This window comes from Pseudomonadaceae bacterium SI-3, assembly GCA_004010935.1.
In the GTDB taxonomy this organism is placed as follows: Bacteria; Pseudomonadota; Gammaproteobacteria; order Pseudomonadales; family Pseudomonadaceae; genus Stutzerimonas.
The window spans coordinates 1,402,023-1,418,605 of record CP026511.1 but is presented as its reverse complement, the minus strand read 5'-3'; the positions used below and the strand labels follow the sequence as shown (position 1 = coordinate 1,418,605).

The 16,583-nt window shown below is 60.0% G+C and carries 11 protein-coding genes and 5 pseudogenes; 3 read left to right on the top strand and 13 right to left on the bottom strand.

Annotation, left to right across the window (positions count from 1 at the left end; all coding sequences use genetic code 11):
• Window positions 1–18: 18 nt before the first annotated feature.
• The 3 pseudogenes from C1896_06820 to C1896_06810 form a co-directional block, all read right to left on the bottom strand.
• Window positions 19–556, bottom strand: a pseudogene (locus C1896_06820) (aminomethyltransferase).
• Window positions 557–627: 71 nt separating this feature from the next.
• A pseudogene (locus C1896_06815) lies at window positions 628–831 on the bottom strand (hypothetical protein).
• A gap of 3 nt (window positions 832–834) precedes the next feature.
• Window positions 835–1,056 (bottom strand): annotated as a pseudogene (locus C1896_06810) (hypothetical protein).
• Between the two features lie 6 nt (window positions 1,057–1,062).
• On the opposite strand from C1896_06810, the pseudogene C1896_06805 reads away from it, so the two are divergent.
• From C1896_06805 to C1896_06795, 3 genes and pseudogenes are all read left to right on the top strand, one after another.
• Window positions 1,063–1,464, top strand: a pseudogene (locus C1896_06805) (aminomethyltransferase).
• A gap of 2 nt (window positions 1,465–1,466) precedes the next feature.
• A pseudogene (locus tag C1896_06800) lies at window positions 1,467–2,153 on the top strand (sarcosine oxidase).
• On the top strand, window positions 2,150–2,929 hold the full coding sequence (locus tag C1896_06795) for an IclR family transcriptional regulator (GenBank protein AZZ44653.1): 780 nt from the start codon (window positions 2,150–2,152) through the stop codon (window positions 2,927–2,929). The pseudogene C1896_06800 and the gene C1896_06795 overlap by 4 nt, the downstream one beginning before the upstream one ends.
• A gap of 262 nt (window positions 2,930–3,191) precedes the next feature.
• Here the strand turns inward: C1896_06795 and C1896_06790 are convergent, their stop codons facing one another.
• The 10 genes from C1896_06790 to rseP form a co-directional block, all read right to left on the bottom strand.
• Window positions 3,192–4,142 carry an acetyl-CoA carboxylase carboxyl transferase subunit alpha gene (locus C1896_06790; GenBank protein ID AZZ44652.1) on the bottom strand — a complete coding sequence of 317 codons (951 nt, stop codon included), beginning with the start codon at window positions 4,140–4,142 and terminating at the stop codon, window positions 3,192–3,194.
• Window positions 4,143–4,328: 186 nt separating this feature from the next.
• A complete protein-coding gene (locus C1896_06785; protein ID AZZ44651.1) occupies window positions 4,329–7,850 on the bottom strand; it encodes a DNA polymerase III subunit alpha in 3,522 nt (1,173 codons plus the stop codon).
• A 136-nt stretch (window positions 7,851–7,986) separates the two neighbouring features.
• Entirely contained in the window at window positions 7,987–8,646 is a 660-nt protein-coding gene (locus C1896_06780; protein AZZ44650.1) for a ribonuclease HII, read from the bottom strand.
• Window positions 8,646–9,779 (bottom strand): lipid-A-disaccharide synthase, encoded by a 1,134-nt coding sequence (locus tag C1896_06775; GenBank protein ID AZZ44649.1) that lies wholly within the window; start codon window positions 9,777–9,779, stop codon window positions 8,646–8,648. The genes C1896_06780 and C1896_06775 overlap by 1 nt, the downstream gene beginning before the upstream one ends.
• 1 nt (window position 9,780) lies before the next feature.
• Window positions 9,781–10,557, bottom strand: a complete 777-nt coding sequence (locus C1896_06770; protein ID AZZ44648.1) for an acyl-[acyl-carrier-protein]--UDP-N-acetylglucosamine O-acyltransferase — start codon at window positions 10,555–10,557, stop codon at window positions 9,781–9,783.
• The gene (gene fabZ, locus C1896_06765) at window positions 10,554–10,994 is read right to left on the bottom strand and encodes a 3-hydroxyacyl-[acyl-carrier-protein] dehydratase FabZ (GenBank protein AZZ44647.1); all 441 of its coding nucleotides are present in this window, start codon (window positions 10,992–10,994) and stop codon (window positions 10,554–10,556) included. The genes C1896_06770 and fabZ overlap by 4 nt, the downstream gene beginning before the upstream one ends.
• A gap of 100 nt (window positions 10,995–11,094) precedes the next feature.
• The gene (lpxD, locus tag C1896_06760) at window positions 11,095–12,156 is read right to left on the bottom strand and encodes a UDP-3-O-(3-hydroxymyristoyl)glucosamine N-acyltransferase (GenBank protein AZZ44646.1); all 1,062 of its coding nucleotides are present in this window, start codon (window positions 12,154–12,156) and stop codon (window positions 11,095–11,097) included.
• Window positions 12,153–12,656: a hypothetical protein gene (locus tag C1896_06755; GenBank protein ID AZZ47555.1), complete on the bottom strand. Its 504-nt coding sequence runs from the start codon at window positions 12,654–12,656 to the stop codon at window positions 12,153–12,155. Before C1896_06755 ends, lpxD begins: the two co-directional genes overlap by 4 nt.
• Before the next feature lie 47 nt (window positions 12,657–12,703).
• The gene (gene bamA / locus C1896_06750; protein ID AZZ44645.1) at window positions 12,704–15,067 is read right to left on the bottom strand and encodes an outer membrane protein assembly factor BamA; all 2,364 of its coding nucleotides are present in this window, start codon (window positions 15,065–15,067) and stop codon (window positions 12,704–12,706) included.
• A gap of 69 nt (window positions 15,068–15,136) precedes the next feature.
• Entirely contained in the window at window positions 15,137–16,489 is a 1,353-nt protein-coding gene (rseP, locus tag C1896_06745) for an RIP metalloprotease RseP (protein ID AZZ44644.1), read from the bottom strand.
• Window positions 16,490–16,583 lie beyond the last annotated feature (94 nt).

Below are 16,583 nucleotides of genomic sequence, written 5' to 3'. Positions count from 1 at the left end.
TGGTGTTGCAGAAAAGTCTCAGCCCTTGGCGATGCGTTTTTTCTTCTCCGGGTCATCGAAGGGCATGCTGTGGGCGATGGCGCTGGCGTCGAGACTGCCTTGCACCTGTAACGCGCAACCCTGCTCGGCGTAGGGCACATCCAGGCGGGCGATAGCCATGGATTTACCGGTCAGGTGCGAGTACATGGCGCACGACCTGCTTGCCGTCCGCCCACAGGCTGTCGCCTTCGGCGGCGGTCTGATCGCCGTCGAGCAGCACGCCGAAAATCTTGAAGCGCTCGCGTCCCTTTAGTCGCGCGTGCTCGGTGCCACCGCGGAATTCGCCCTTGGTCGGAGACACGGTGAAATCCAGGCCCAGCTCCCACAGGGTGTCACCGGCCGGCTGGTCGGCGAAGGGATACTTCTCCGAGTTGTCGTAGGGGAAGAACAAGAAGCAGCTTTCCACCCGCAGCCAGCCGAACGTCGTGAAGGCGCAGGGGATGATGCCCAGCGTTTTTCCCTTTTCCAGGATGCTGTCCCAGATCACCGGCGCATCGGCCGCCTTGCAGAAAATCTGCCGCGGTCGGCCGCCCGGCAATGATCGACGCCAGCTGGATCAAGCCCGGGGCCTTGCGCTGCACCGTCGGGGTCGACAGCGAAGCGCGCCCAGTTGAGCGAGCCGCCGAGGACCGGCTGCTGCTCGATCAACAGCACCCGGGCGCCGGCGTTGGCGGCATCCAGCGCTGCCTGCAACCCCGCGGGGCCGGCTCCGATCACAGCGACATCGACAAAGAGGAAGGCCTTGTCGTGGTATTCCGGACGAAACTGCAGGTCCAGCACACCGAGGCCGGCCTAGATACGGTCGACGCCGCTGGTGGTAGCGGTGGCATAGAAGTGGTTGTCTGCAAAGCGCGCACAGACGCCGTCGTCGATTACCACGCCTTGCTCATCGGTCATCAGAGCGTAACGCGAGCGCCCCACCGGCTGCCTGGAGAAGGCGAAGGTGTAGAGTCGGTTGAGAAATTCGGCGGCATCCGCGCCGCGCACGTCGAGGCCACCGAGGGTGGATACATCAATCAGGCCGTGATCATCAGCCAGGACACCGACGGCATGACGCATCCGGCCGAGATCGACATGGGGTGGGCAATCGCCCGCAGCAAACCGTTCTTTGTCGGCAAGCGTTCACTGGAGATCCTTGAGGCGCAGCCGCCCAAGCGCAAGCTGGTGGGCTTCACCCTGCCGGCGGTCGCCAGCAAGCCGCTGGAGGGCCATCTGGTGCTGCGCGGTGCGGACATCAGCGGCAACGTCACCTCTTGCGAGTATTCGCAGACCCTCGGACAGATCATCGGGCTCGCCTATGCTGGCGCCGACCAGAGCACGCCGGGATCGCAGATTCCGATCCGTGTGGAAGGTGGCGAAGTCGTTCACGCCACGGTAGTCACGCTGCCCTTCTTCGATCCCGATACCCAGCGTCAGGAGCTTTGATCATGGTCAACCTGCAAGCAGAGCCGTTCAGCGAGCGCAGCCCACTGTATCGCAAGCACGCCGGCGCCCAGCTGCGCCAGCTCGGCGAAACCACCGTGGTCGCGTGCTTCAGCGGCAACGACGAACGGGCGCAGCGGCAACGCTGCGGCCTGATCGACCTGTGCAACCTGGCGCGCGCGGGCTTTCGTGGCAGCGATGCCGCCGCTTACCTCCGCGCCCGTGGCTACCAGCTGCCCGAGCGGCCGAACCAGGCCATAGCGCAGCCGGACGGCGGCCTGGTCGCGCGCCTTTCAAAGACTGAATAACTCTTGCTGGGCAGCCTGGGTGATGCCGGGGTGCGGGTCGCGCAGGAAGAAACCGACTGGCAGCTCAGCGACCAGGTCAACTACCTGCTGCCGCGCCAGGATAGTCATGCCTGGCTGCTGCTCACCGGCGCCCATGTCAGCGAGGTGATGGCCAAACTCTGTGGCGTGGATCTGCGGCCGCAGGCGTTCGCACCAGGCTCGGTGGCACAAACCTCGGCGGCACGGATCAGCGTGATCGTTATCAATGCGCCGATAGCCGAACTGCCGGCCCTGCATATTCTCTGCGACCGCGCCTCGGCGAGCTATTTCTGGGACGCCCTGCTCGATGCGATGGCCGAATTCGGTGGTCAGCCGGTGGGCATCGATTCACTGCTCAAACCATGAACACCAGCGAGCCGGCAGAGCGGGAGAACGATTACCGCGTTCCCGCCCTGCAACGGGGCCTATACATCCTGCAGATGTTCGGTGCCAGCCAGCGCACCCTGACGATGGCGGAAATAGCCGAGCGCCTGGGTTTGAGCGTTTCGGCGATCTACCGAATCGTCCATACGCTGGTTGAGATGGGCTATCTTCGCAAGGTCGCCAAGAACACCTACGAGCTGGGCCCACAGGTGGTTTCCGACGGCTTCAGCTACCTGGCCAGCCGTGACCTGGTGGACATCGCCCTGCCGCACCTCAACGGCCTGCGCGACCGGACCTCGCTGTCCTGCCATCTGACTATTCGCGAGCACACCGACAGCCTCTACATCTATCGAGCCTTCGCCGCTCAGCGGCTGTCAGTGAACATTCTGATCGGCACCCGGATTCCATGCCATTGCAGCGCCATGGGCCGCATCCTGCTGACCGCGCTGCCAGAGGAGGCGCTCGGAAACTTGTACCGGCACGCTCGCCTGGACGATTACCCGCCGCCGGCACCGAAGACGCTACCGGAGCTGCAGCAACTGATCCACGAGGGCCGCGAGCGTGGCTGGGTGCTGCACCGCTCCGACTATTCCACGGCGATCGCCTGCGGCATTCGCAATCACCTTGGCGAGGTGGTCGCGGCCATCAACCTGTCCGGGCCGGAAGCGGTCATGGACGACCCGCAGGCCCAGGAGCGCTTTCGCCAGCAGGTGCTGCTCAGCGCCGATTTGATCTCCCAGGAGCTAGGGACAACATGAAAGGTCGAGCCGCTGTGCTCGCCTGCGCATAGTGTGCGGGTGCTCCCAAGGCGCCCGCTCCGAAGCCTGCGATGAAGCCGGAATATCCGCTTTTTTGTGCGGCAGCCGGCGCACCCCATGGTTTTCATACGGCACAAAAGCAAACGCCCCGAACTTCATTCGGGGCGTTTGCTTTGCCTGCTGCCGATACCGGCCCGTTTCACACGGCCGGTAGAGAAAGGCACTGCATGACCGACGCGCGGTGCAGCGCCATCGTCCGCTATCAGGCGATGCCGTAGCTCATCAGGCGCTCGTAACGCCGCTTCAGCAAGGCTTCGGTGTCGAACCCCTTGAGCATTTCGAGCTGGGTGGTGAGCTCTTCGCGCAGCGACGCGGCAGTGACGGCCGGGTTGCGATGGGCACCGCCCAGCGGTTCGGAGATCACCTTGTCGACGATACCCAGATTCTTCAGACGCTCGGCGGTGACACCCATGGCCTCAGCAGCTTCCGGCGCCTTGTCAGCGGTACGCCACAGGATTGAGGCGCAACCTTCCGGCGAGATGACCGCATAGGTCGAGTACTGCAGCATGTTCAGCTGATCGCAGACGCCGATGGCCAGCGCACCTCCAGAACCACCCTCGCCGATCACGGTAGCGATGATGGGTGTCTTAAGCCGTGCCATGACCCGCAGGTTCCAGGCGATCGCTTCGCTCTGGTTGCGCTCTTCAGCGTCGATACCCGGATAGGCGCCCGGCGTGTCAATGAAGGTCAGGATCGGCATCTTGAAGCGTTCGGCCATCTCCATCAGGCGGCACGCCTTGCGATAGCCTTCTGGACGCGGCATACCAAAGTTACGGCGGACCTTTTCGCGGACTTCACGGCCCTTCTGGTGGCCGATGATCATCACCGGTTCGCCGTTCAGTCGAGCCGTCCCGCCAACGATCGCGGCATCATCGGAGAAATGGCGGTCGCCATGCAGCTCTTCGAATTCCGTAAACAGATGGTTGATGTAATCCAGCGTGTAGGGGCGCTGCGGGTGTCGAGCCAGGCGAGCGATCTGCCAACTGGTGAGATTGCCGAAGATGCTCTCGGTGAGCGACTCGCTCTTGTCCTGCAGGCGGGCAATCTCATCGCCAATGTTCAGCGAGTTGTCGTTACCAACCAGGCGCAATTCTTCGATCTTGGCTTGCAGGTCGGCGATCGGCTGTTCGAAATCGAGAAAATTCGGGTTCATAGGCATCCGTCATGCGTCGACGGCCAGGCGGCCGGGAGCTGTTCCGTTTTTTGCGCCATACCTTACGGGACGGACGCATTCAGGTCGAACAAAATGTTCGCAAACATGACCCGATCCAGGACCGGGCCGGTTCAGGACGTCGAATGGGGCTCGCACCAGCAATGGTGCACCACTCGGCTAGTCCTGCTATCGGTATTGCAGAAAGACGTTGTCGCGCCCGAACTGGTCACGCAATGCCTGAATCAAGTTGTCGGCCGGGTCGATTCGCCAGCCTTCACCGAACTGCAGCAGGGCCCGGGCATCGGCACTGGTGTACTCAAGCGTGATCGGACAGGCGCCGCGATGACGGCCACAGACATCCGCCAGCCAGCGCACTCGATCGCCCTTGAGCGCCTCGCCGGCCACTTTGACTCGCAGGCTCTCGGCCAGCCCGGTTCGGGCTTCTTCCAAGCTCATGACCCGCTTGGCCCGCAAGCGCAGGCCACCAGAAAAATCATCGTTACTGACTTCACCCTCGACCACTACCAGGGCATCGGTCTGCAACAGCGCCTGAGCACTGTTGAAGGCTTCAGCAAACAGCGAGGCCTCGATCCGTCCTGAGCGGTCATCCAGGGTGATGAAACCCATTTTGTCGCCTTTCTTGTTCTTCATGACCCGCAAGTTGACGATCAAGCCGGCAATGGTCTGCTCACCCCGCGCGGGACGCAAATCAATGATGCGCTGACGGGCGAAGCGGCGAACCTCACCCTCATATTCATCGATCGGATGGCCGGTGAGGTATAGCCCCAGCGTGTCTTTCTCGCCTTTCAGACGCTCCTTCAAGGACAGCTCGCGGGCTTTGCGATGGTTCGCATAAACATCGGCTTCGGGCTCAGCGAACAGCCCACCGAACAGGTCCGCATGGCCGCTGTCGAGGCTGCGTGCCGTCTGCTCCGCGGCCTGAATAGCCTCTTCCATCGCCGAGAGCAGGACCGCCCGGTTGCGATCGATATTGGCTTGGTAGGCTTTTGGTTCGTCCGAGAAATACGGCCCCAGACGATCCAGCGCGCCCCCGCGGATCAACGCTTCGAGGGTGCGTTTGTTGATTCGCTTGAGATCGACACGGCTGCAGAAATCGAACAGCTCCTTGAACGGCCCGCCTTCTTTGCGGCATTCGCAGATAGCTTCGACCGGTCCCTCACCGACGCCTTTGATCGCACCCAGACCGTAAATGATTCGTCCATCGTCACTGACCGTAAACTTGAACTCCGAATTGTTCACGTCCGGGGCATCGATGCGCAGCTTCATGCTGCGGCATTCCTCGATCAGCGTGACCACCTTGTCGGTGTTGTGCATGTCCGCAGACAGCACCGCAGCCATGAAGGGCGACGGGTGATGCGCCTTTAACCAGGCGGTCTGGTAGGAAACCAGCCCGTAAGCAGCCGAGTGCGATTTATTGAAACCGTAGCCGGCGAATTTTTCCACCAGATCGAAGATGTTGCCCGCCAGGTCCGCATCGATGCCGTTGTTGGCGCAACCCTCGATGAACCCGCCGCGTTGCTTGGCCATCTCCTCCGGCTTCTTCTTGCCCATGGCACGGCGCAGCATGTCCGCCTGGCCGAGGGTGTAGCCACCCATGACCTGGGCGATCTGCATCACCTGTTCCTGATACAGGATGATGCCGTAAGTGGGCGCCAGTACGGGCTTGAGCCCTTCGTACTGGTAGTCAGAGTGGGGGTAGGAGATTTCCGCGCGGCCGTGCTTACGGTTGATGAAGTCGTCGACCATGCCCGACTGCAGCGGGCCAGGACGGAACAGCGCCACCAGAGCAATCAGGTCTTCCAGGCAGTCGGGCTTGAGCTTCTTGATCAGCTCTTTCATGCCGCGCGATTCAAGCTGGAAAACCGCCGTCGTTTCAGCTTTTTGCAGCAACGAGAACGTCGGCTTGTCATTCAGCGGAATGAAGTCGATGTTCAGCGGATCCAGGCCCTTCTTGGCTTGCTCCCGGTTGATCGTCTCCATCGCCCATTTGATGATGGTCAGGGTCCGCAGGCCGAGGAAGTCGAACTTGACCAGGCCGGCGGATTCGACGTCATCCTTGTCGAACTGGGTCACCAGGCTGCCACCTTCGTCATCGCAGGCGATGGGCGCGAAGTCGGTGAGTTTGGTTGGCGCAATGACCACGCCCCCGGCGTGCTTGCCGGTGCCACGGGTAATGCCTTCGAGCTTGAGCGCCATGTCCCAGATTTCCCGGGCGTCTTCGTCGACGGCAAGAAAGTCCCGCAGCGGCTCCTCCATTTCGTAGGCTTTTTCGAGGGTCATGCCGACCTCGAAGGGAATCATCTTCGACAATCGATCGGCTAGGCCGTAGGACTTGCCCTGTACCCGCGCCACGTCCCGCACCACTGCCTTGGCGGCCATGGTGCCGAAAGTGATGATCTGGCTGACAGCGTTGCGGCCATATTTCTCAGCCACGTAGTCGATGACACGGTCACGGCCATCCATGCAGAAGTCGACGTCGAAGTCGGGCATGGAGACCCGCTCAGGGTTGAGGAAGCGCTCGAACAGCAGATCATAGGCGAGCGGGTCGAGATCGGTGATCTTCTGCACGTAGGCGACCAGGGAGCCGGCACCCGATCCCCGTCCGGGCCCTACCGGAACGCCGTTGTTCTTCGCCCACTGGATGAAGTCCATGACGATCAGGAAGTAGCCCGGGAAGCCCATCTGGATGATGATGTCGAGCTCGAAATTCAGCCGGTCGATATAGACCTGCTTCTTCGCCTCGTAGTCAGGCGTGTCCTTCGGTAGCAGCACCTCGAGGCGCTCATCAAGGCCGTCGAACGAGACCTTGCGGAAGTACTCGTCCATGGTCATGCCCGCAGGTACCGGAAAATCAGGCAGGAAGTAGGTCCCCAACTGCACTTCGATATTGCAGCGCCGAGCAATTTCGACGGTATTCTCCAACGCCTCAGGCAGGTCGCTGAACAGCTCCCACATTTCCGCAGGGGTCTTCAGGTACTGCTGATCGGAGAAGTTACGCGGCCGCCGCGAGTCGTCGAGCGTACGGCTCTCACCAATGCAGACGCGGGTTTCGTGGGCTTCAAAATCTTCCTGCTTGAGGAAGCGCACATCGTTGGTGGCCACCAGCGGTACACTGCAGCGCTGCGCCAACGCGACCGCAGCGTGCAAGTGCTCTTCATCGTTCACCCGGCTGGTGCGCTGGACTTCCAGGTAGAACCGCTGAGGGAAGACAGCCTGCCACTCGTTCAGCAACGCCTCGGCTGCAGCTTCCTCGCCGTCGAGCAGCGCGTGGCCAATTTCTCCTTCCTTGGCGCCGGACAACGCGATCAGGCCTTCTGCGGCAGCTTTGACCCAGTCGCGTTCGATGATGATCTGATCGTTGCGCTGGCCCTCCGTCCAGCCGCGCGAGACCAGCTCGGTCAGGTTGCGATACCCCCGGCTGTTCATCGCCAGTAACGTCAATCGGCTGAGCGGACCGTCCTCCTCGCGACTCGCCAGCCAGATATCGGCGCCACAGATCGGTTTAATTCCGGCGCCCTGCGCCGCCTTGTAGAACTTGACCAGAGAGCACATGTTGCTCTGATCCGTGACGGCCACCGCCGGCATGCCAGCGCCTGCCACCGACTTCACCAGCGGCTTAACGCGCACCAGCCCGTCAACCAGAGAATATTCAGTGTGCAGACGAAGATGGACGAAGGAGACGGACATGAACCAACCTTGGACTGGCGAAACGACAAGCCGCGAATTGTACCGGAAAGCCGAAGCCGATTAAGACGGTGTTTGGCCTGTTATGGATCAGCGGAACGTAGGCCTCGATAGGCTGCAAGATGCTCCGGGCGGAAATTCAGCCCAGCAGGCTGGCAGGGGCGCCGACCGTTTCGATGATCACGCTTCCGCCCAGCGCGCCGCGTTGCTCCAGCAGGTTGCGCACTGGCGCGAAGGATCGGCGATGGATGATGGTCGGACCGAGCCGTTGCAAGGCTTCGAGATGGTTTGGCGTCGGGTAGCCCTTGTGTGCGGAAAGCCCATAGCCTGGATAACACAAGTCCAGCGCACACATTTCGCGATCTCGGCTGACCTTGGCCAGAATCGATGCAGCGGCAATGGCGGGCACCTGAGCATCACCCTGTATGACGGGTGCGCTCGGCACCGCAAGCTGAGGGCATCGATTGCCGTCAATCAAGGCCAGTCGAGGAGTCACGCTCAGCCCTTCAACCGCCCTCTGCATCGCCAGCATAGTGGCGTGCAGGATGTTCAGCTGATCGATTTCATGCACCTCGGCGCGGGCAATACACCAGGCGATCGCTTTCTCGCAGATCTCGTTGAATAGCGCCTCGCGGCGTGCCTCAGTGAGCTTCTTCGAGTCGTTCAGGCCCCTGATCGGTCGCAATGGGTCAAGAATCACTGCCGCGGTCACCACTGGCCCGCACAGCGGCCCACGGCCAACCTCGTCGACGCCTGCAACGAGCTCTTCTACCAGATTGAAATCCAACCCGATCTGCATTAGCGCGTGCCTACCAGTTCGAGCACCGCATCGGCTGCCTGGCTCGAGGCATCGCAGCGCAGCGTACGGTGAATGGCATCAAAGCCCTCGGTCTGGCTGTCACCGTTATCCAGCAATGGCGACAACAGCTGCGCCATTGCATCGGGAGTCGCGGCATCCTGAAGCAACTCCGGAACCAGAAGGCGCTGAGCCAGCAAATTGGGTAAGGCTACGTAGGGGCTCTTCACCAGGCGCTTGAGAATTCGAAACGTCAGCGGCGAAACGCTGTAAGCCACCACCATGGGACGTTTGTACAGCAAGGCTTCGAGCGTCGCGGTGCCGGAAGCAATCAGTACCGCATTGCAGGCGGCCAACGCCTCGTGGGAACAGCCATCGAGCAGTGTCAACGGAAGGTCCCGCCCTATTAGCATCTGCTCCAGTTGAGCACGCCGCTCGGGACTGGCACAGGGCACTACGAAACGGATTCCCGGCCGCATCGAGCGTAGCCTGTCAGCGGCAGCCAGGAAGAGTTCACCAAGACGCCCGACCTCGCCGCCCCGACTGCCGGGCATCAGGGCCACAATCAGCCCTTCCTGCGGCAGGCCCAATGTTGTCCGCGCCGCGGCTCGATCAGAGACTAACGGGATGGTGTCAGCCAGAGGGTGGCCCACAAAACGCACCGCCACCTCGTGTGCGTCGTAAAACTTCGCCTCGAAGGGAAACAGCGTAAGCATCAGATCGCAGGCGTCTCGGATTTTCAGCACGCGCTTCTGTCGCCATGCCCAGACCGACGGACTGACGTAATGCACAGTCTTGATCCCCGCACGCCGCAGCTTAAGCGCCAAGTCCAGATTAAAATCCGGCGCATCGATGCCAATGAACACATCGGGGCGCACACCCAGCAACGTCTGGAGCAGACGCTTGCGGCGTCTCAGCAGCTCCGGTAGGCGACCGAGCACCTCCACCAGCCCCATCACAGCCAGGCGCTCTTGCGGGAAATAGGATTCGAGGCCCTGCGCCTCCATTCGGGGTCCGCCTACACCGACGAATTCGACGTTCGCGTGCTGCGCCTTGAGCGCCTGCATCAAACCTGCACCAAGGATGTCGCCGGACGCTTCGCCAGCCACGAGTGCAACTGTCAACGGCCTGGACATATCAGCGCGTGATGCCGCGGTTTGAGGCTTGTATGGAGTCTCGGAAGAGCGCTACTTCTGGGAAGGCCTGGGCATCGCCGGCGAGCACAGCGAGCGCAGCCTCGACTGTCAGCCCCTTGCGATAGACGACTTTGTAGGCGTTGCGCAGCGCTAGGATGGTTTCTTCGGTAAAACCACGGCGACGCATGCCCTCGAAGTTCATGCTGCGCGCCTCGGCCGGGTTGCCGAATACCGTCACAAACGCAGGAACGTCCTTGCCTATTGCGGTGCCCATGCCGGAGAAGCTGTACGCACCGATGTGGCAATACTGGTGCACCAGCGTGTATCCGGACAGAATCGCCCAGTCACCAACATGCACATGACCGGCCAGCGCCGTGTTGTTGACCAGGATGCAATGATTGGCGATCACACTGTCATGACCGATGTGGGCATAGGCCATGATCAGGTTGTGGTTGCCGAGCGTGGTCTCGCCTCGATCCTGAACAGTGCCGCGGTGAATGGTTACTCCCTCCCGGATCACGTTGTGGTCACCGATCACAAGGCGCGTGGGCTCGCCCTTGTATTTGAGGTCGGGCGTGTCTTCACCCACCGAAGAAAACTGGAAGATTCGATTGTGCCGGCCAATACGGGTCGGCCCTTTGATGACCACGTGAGACGCGATCACTGTTCCCTCGCCAATTTCGACATCCGGGCCGATGATCGACCATGGGCCGACCTGAACGTTATCCCCCAGCCGGGCCGCAGGGTCGACGATGGCGCGAGGGTCGACCAAACTCATATCTTCTGTTCCGCACAAATGATTTCGGCCGAGCATACCGGCTTACCATCAACACTGGCGCGGCAATCGAACTTCCAGATCCCGCGCTTGGCGCTGATGAAAGATGCCTCGAGGGTCAACTGATCGCCCGGCACGACTGGTTGACGGAAGCGCAGCTTGTCCGAGCCAACGAAGAAGTAAAGCGTGCCATCGGCCGGCTTCGCACCCATCATCTTGAAACCAAGCAGTCCTGCCGCTTGCGCCATCGCTTCAATGATCAATACACCCGGCATGATTGGATGTTGCGGGAAGTGACCGTTGAAGAAGGGTTCGTTGATGGTGACGTTCTTGTAGCCACGAATACGCTTGGCGTCCGTGTCGAGCTCCACCACCCGGTCAACCAGTAGAAAGGGGTATCGGTGGGGAAGGTATTCGCGTATCTCGTTGATATCCATCATATGAAGAAAAAGCCCGTAAGGAGATTGGGAGTCTGCACAGCCATATGGCTGCGCGACCCGCTGGCAAATGCCTTCTGACAGGAGCGATCAGACGGTGGGGTCAGCCATCAGAAGACGCATCCCCGCGCGGGGTCACGGAGGCCAGGCGTTTTTCTACTTGCTGCAGGCGGCGCGCCATGTCGTCGAGATGACGAATCCGGGCAGCACTTTTGCGCCATTCCGCGGCGGTCTGCATGGCCGTCCCCGAAGAATAACTTCCCGGCTCGGTGATCGAGCGGGTGACCATGGTCATGCCGGTTATGAACACGTTATCGCAGACTTCGATATGCCCAACCAGCCCGGCGCCGCCAGCGATCATACAGTTGCGACCGATTTTGGTGCTCCCGGAAATGCCGGAACACCCTGCCATGGCAGTGTTATCGCCGATCTGTACGTTGTGCGCGATCATGATCTGGTTATCAAGCTTGACGCCATTTCCTATAACCGTATCCGATATGGCACCACGGTCGATGGTGGTATTGGCGCCAATCTCGACATCATTACCAATACGCACACCACCTAGCTGAGCAATCTTCTCCCAACTCCCTTGTTCATTGGCGAAGCCGAACCCCTCACCACCGATAACCGCACCGGGCTGAATGACCACGCGATCGCCAATGATCACGTCATGGCAAATAGTGACTCGAGCAGCGAGTCGCCCCCCTGCGCCGATGCGGCTTCGCGCGCCGATCACGGACTGGGCGCCGATCTCCACATCGGGGCCAACCCAGGCTCCTGATTCAATCACCACTTGAGCACCGATGCGCGCTGAGGGATCAACCACAGCGCCGGGATCCACTACTGCGGTGGGATGAATACCGGTGGACGCTCGAGGCCGGCTCTCGAACAAATGCGAGATACGCGCATAGGCGAGATAGGGGTTGGCGACAACCAAAGCGGTACCCGCGTAGCCTTCGGCATCCTTGGCGGTAAGCAGCACACCACCAGCCCTCGTCGTGGGCAGAAATTTCCGGTACTGCGCGTTGGCAAGGAAACTCAAATGCTCAGGGCCGGCGTCCTGCAAAGTCGCCAGACCGGACACTTGCAGCGAGCCATCGCCGCGCAGCTCGGCCCCTAGTCTTTCGACTAGATCACCTAGTGAATAGGCTACTCCGCTCATCAGCGCAGCTGATTCATGCGCTCAATGACCTGGCGGGTGATGTCGTACTGCGGCTTGACATCCACCACCGCGCCGCGCTCCAACACCAAGTCGAAATCGCCCTTCTTGATAACTTCTTCGACAGCCTTGTCTAGCTTTGGCTTGAGCTGCTTGAGCATGTCACGATCGGCGGAGGCCTTAGACTCGTTCAGCTCCTTTGAAAGAAACTGAAAGTCGCGAGCCTTCTGCTTGAATTCAAGCTCAAGGCGCTCACGCTCAGCCTGCTGCATCTTATCGCCGTCTTTGCCCAGGCGGTCCTGAATGCGCTTGGCGTCGCTCTCCAGCCCTTTGAGCTTCTCCAGCTGTGGGCCGAACTTCTTCTCTGCGTCGACCGAGTAGCGTTTGGCTCCGTCCGATTCGAGCAGAGCCATCTGATAATTCATCACCGCTATTTTCATTTCGGCGAATGCGGGGGTCGCCACTAGAGCAGCGGCAATAACAAGCAATTGGGTCAACTTACGCACGGTATATACCACTCTTCAGGAATGCGCTGGAGCAGGGCTCCAGATGATTAAAAGGTTTGGCCCAGCGAGAACTGGAAGACCTGGGTATCTGCTTCGTCCGGCTTCATTACGGGCATCGCCAGACTGAAACTCAACGGGCCCATGGCAGTGATCCAGGTCAGACCGACACCGACCGAACTGGCCATGTCCCCGATATCGATGTCGCTGCACTTAGCCGAGCTCGACGGGCAATTTGTATCGTAGACGTTACCCACGTCCCAGAACACTGAGGTGCGCAACGAGCGCTGATCCTTGACGAACGGCATCGGAAACAGCAGCTCCATTCCGCCCTGGATCAGCACGTTACCACCGTATGGCAGCGCATCCTGATCAGGATCGGCAATGGTGCCCTCATTCCCGGTTACAGGCTCGCCAAGGCTCGGTGTGCTGCGCGGACCGAGACTGCTGTCTTCGAAGCCACGAACCGAGTTGAAACCACCAGCATAGTAGTGCTCGTAGAACGGCAGCCGTGAGGTCGAGCCATAGGCATCCCCATAACCCAACTGCGTATGCAGCCTCATGGTGTAGGTCTTGGTAACCGGCACGAACAGTTGAGCGTTGTAATCGAGCTTATAGAACGACAGGTCACTGCCTGGAATGGTGGTTTCCACAGAAAGGCTTTGCGAATGTCCGCGAGTTGCCAGAACCCCGCGGTTCAACGTCGACTCAGACCAACCGACTGAGGCCTTGAAGTTGAGGTAGCTGTCGCCTTCTTGCTCGATAAAATCGAAAATTTCATCGACCGTGTACCGTCCGCTATCAATCGTGTCCTGTTGCGCGGATAGACCAAACGACAACCGCGAAGTCTCGCTGATCGGATAGCCGATATTCACACCGCCGCCCAGGCTGTCGACCGAGTAGCTAGACACGTCGTAGTCCAACTCGTCGTAATCGGTGGTTCGATAGAAGGCGTTATAACCGAGGCTGACACCGTCTTCGGTCCAGTAGGGATCGACGAACCCGAAGTTGTAACGCGACTGGTATTCGCTGCGGGTCAACCCGAGGCTGACACGGTTACCGGTGCCCAGGAAGTTGTTCTGGCTGATTGAACCGCCGAGAATCAGACCCGCATTCTGCGCAAATCCAATGCTCGCCATGATCGAGCCAGACGGCTGCTCTTCGACACTGTAGTTCACGTCGATCTGGTCGTCGGTACCCGGGACCTGGGGCGTTTCGACGTTCACTTCTTTGAAGAAACCCAACCTTTCGAGACGGGTTTTGGATTGATCGATCAAATAAGTCGAAGCCCAGCCCCCTTCCATCTGGCGCATCTCACGGCGCAGCACTTCGTCTTCGGTCTTGGTATTGCCGCGGAAATTGATGCGATTGACATAGGCGCGCTTGCCTGGATCGACCACGAAGGTGATCGAGACAGTATTGTTCTCGTCGTTGGTTTCCGGCACACCATTGACGTTGGCGAAGGTGTAGCCCTCATTGCCCAAGCGACGCGTAATCAGCTCTGAGGTAGTGGTCATGACTTTGCGCGAGAAAACCTGACCCTCCTTCGCCAACAGCAAAGATTGCAGCTCTTCCTGCGGCACTTTCAAATCGCCGCTCAGCTTGACGTCGCTGACGGTGTAACGATCACCTTCAGCGATATTTACCGTGATGTAGACGTCTTTCTTGTCCGGCGTAATGGACACCTGAGTAGAGGTGATGTCCATGTTGATATAGCCGCGATCCAAGTAATAAGAGCGCAGACGTTCAAGGTCACCGGAAAGCTTCTCCCGGGCATACTTGTCGTCGTTGCGGAAGAACGACAACCAGTTGCTGGTCTTCAGCTCGAACAGATCGGTGAGATCTTCGTCGGGGAATACGGAATTGCCGACAACGTTGATGTGCTTAATCGCCGCAACGGAGCCTTCGTTAATATCTATTTTCAGCGCGACGCGGTTGCGAGGCTGCGGGACGACCTCAGTTTCGATCGTAGCCGAGTAGCGCCCCTGCGCAACATATTGACGCTGCAGCTCGTTGCGCACGCCCTCGAGCGTGGCGCGCTGGAAGATTTCACCTTCTGCCAGGCCCGACTGCTGCAGGCCGGAAAGCAAGTCTTCAGTCTTGATCGCCTTGTTGCCGTCGATCTCGATGCCGGAGATTGAAGGGCGCTCGACCACGTTGATGACCAGTACATCGCCCTCACGGCCGAGCCGGATGTCTTCAAAAAAGCCGGTACGAAACAGCGCGCGGGTAGCATCGACCAGGCGACTGTCGTCAGCTGCCTGGCCGACGTTTAGCGGCAACGCGCCAAAGACGCTGCCAGCAGAGACACGCTGCAGACCGTTAACGCGTATATCGGAAATAGTGAAGGACTCGGCGTGAACTTCGGCAATCATCAGTGCGGAAATTACCGCAGGTAGCAGCAGACGTTTCATGAAGTCCTTTCTTTTCAAACCTGATAATTGAACCTGCGCGTGGCGCGGCGACATCAAGGTATATGGCGATTAAAGGCGGCCAAGGTCGTTGACCAGCGCAAGCAGCATCACCCCAACAACCAGGCTGATACCGATCTGTACTCCCCAGCCCTGGACCCTGTCCGACAAGGGACGTCCACGGACCCACTCGACCAGGTAGAAGAGCAGATGGCCTCCATCCAGGACGGGGATAGGCAATAGATTGAGTACCCCAAGGCTTATGCTCAGGTAGGCGAGGAAATTCAAGAAGTCGCCCACGCCCGACTGTGCAGAAGCGCCCGCCACTTTAGCAATGGTTATCGGGCCGCTCAAGTTTTTTACCGAGAGCTCCCCGAAGAGCATTTTCTTAAGCGAATCCAGAGTCAGAACACTCATCGTCCATGTGCGACGAAGCCCTTCCCCGACAGCTTCGACAGGACCGTGGCTGACCTGCCGCAGCATTTCAGGCGGCCATTCTCCACCCGCGACGCCGGCGCCAAGGTAGCCCCGACGCTCATCTCCTTCGCCACGTTCAGCCAGCGTCAGAGGGAGTTCGATCTGCTCACCGTTACGCTCAACCACCAGCAAAACCGCTTGCCCGCCCAGCGGCCTAACACGGTCAATCACTTCTTGCCATTCGGTGAGCGCCTCGGCGTCAAGGCTGACCAATCGATCCCCAATCTGCACGCCAGCTGCCTGCGCCGGACCTTCGGGATCTAGCTGAGCGACAACCGGGGCAATTTCCGGACGCCAGGGACGAATACCCAGCGAGCCGATCGGGTCCGGTTCCTCAGCCCCCTTAAGCCAGTCCTTCAGCTCGACCTGTAACCGCTGCGACTGACCTCCATCAACCTCGCTCACCAACATTTCGAGCGAACCGGTCTCACCAAGGCGCCTGATCAACTGCAAATTGACATCTGCCCAGCCTGCAGTTGGCTTGCCGTTAATCTCGACGATTTCCTGCCCAGCCATCAAGCCGGCTCGCTCAGCAAGGCTGCCAATCTCTACTGCGCCTACGACCGGACGAACTTGCTCCGTACCCAGCATCGCCAAGATCCAGAAGAACACCAGGGCAAGCAGAAAATTGGCCAAAGGCCCGGCCGACACAATGGCGAAGCGCTGCCTAACGGTTTTGCGGTTGAAGGCCTGCCCCAGCAGAGTGGGCGGCACGTCACCCTCGCGTTCGTCGAGCATTTTGACGTAGCCACCGAGGGGGATGGCGGCGAGAACGAATTCGGTACCATGGCGGTCATGCCAGCGCAACAGCGGCCGCCCGAAGCCTACCGAGAAGCGCAGAACCTTGACGCCGCAACGCCGAGCCACCCAGAAATGTCCGAACTCGTGGAAGGTTACCAGTACACCCAACGCCACCAGGGTACCGATGATCATGTACAGCGCGCCCATATTTCCTCTGCCTCGAAAGGTCTTTTAGCAGCTGCGAGCCCGGTCCATGCCGGAGCGCTACAGCCAAGTTGGGACTTTTGATCGCTTCCGACCG

Bases quoted from the DNA above. Each gene is read 5' to 3' on its own strand.
- C1896_06795 (AZZ44653.1), top strand. From the start codon at position 2,150: ATGAACACCAGCGAGCCGGCAGAGCGGGAGAACGATTACCGCGTTCCC.
- C1896_06790 (AZZ44652.1), bottom strand. From the start codon at position 4,142: ATGAACCCGAATTTTCTCGATTTCGAACAGCCGATCGCCGACCTGCAA.
- C1896_06785 (AZZ44651.1), bottom strand. From the start codon at position 7,850: ATGTCCGTCTCCTTCGTCCATCTTCGTCTGCACACTGAATATTCTCTG.
- C1896_06780 (AZZ44650.1), bottom strand. From the start codon at position 8,646: ATGCAGATCGGGTTGGATTTCAATCTGGTAGAAGAGCTCGTTGCAGGC.
- C1896_06775 (AZZ44649.1), bottom strand. From the start codon at position 9,779: ATGTCCAGGCCGTTGACAGTTGCACTCGTGGCTGGCGAAGCGTCCGGC.
- C1896_06770 (AZZ44648.1), bottom strand. From the start codon at position 10,557: ATGAGTTTGGTCGACCCTCGCGCCATCGTCGACCCTGCGGCCCGGCTG.
- fabZ (AZZ44647.1), bottom strand. From the start codon at position 10,994: ATGATGGATATCAACGAGATACGCGAATACCTTCCCCACCGATACCCC.
- bamA (AZZ44645.1), bottom strand. From the start codon at position 15,067: ATGAAACGTCTGCTGCTACCTGCGGTAATTTCCGCACTGATGATTGCC.
- rseP (AZZ44644.1), bottom strand. From the start codon at position 16,489: ATGGGCGCGCTGTACATGATCATCGGTACCCTGGTGGCGTTGGGTGTA.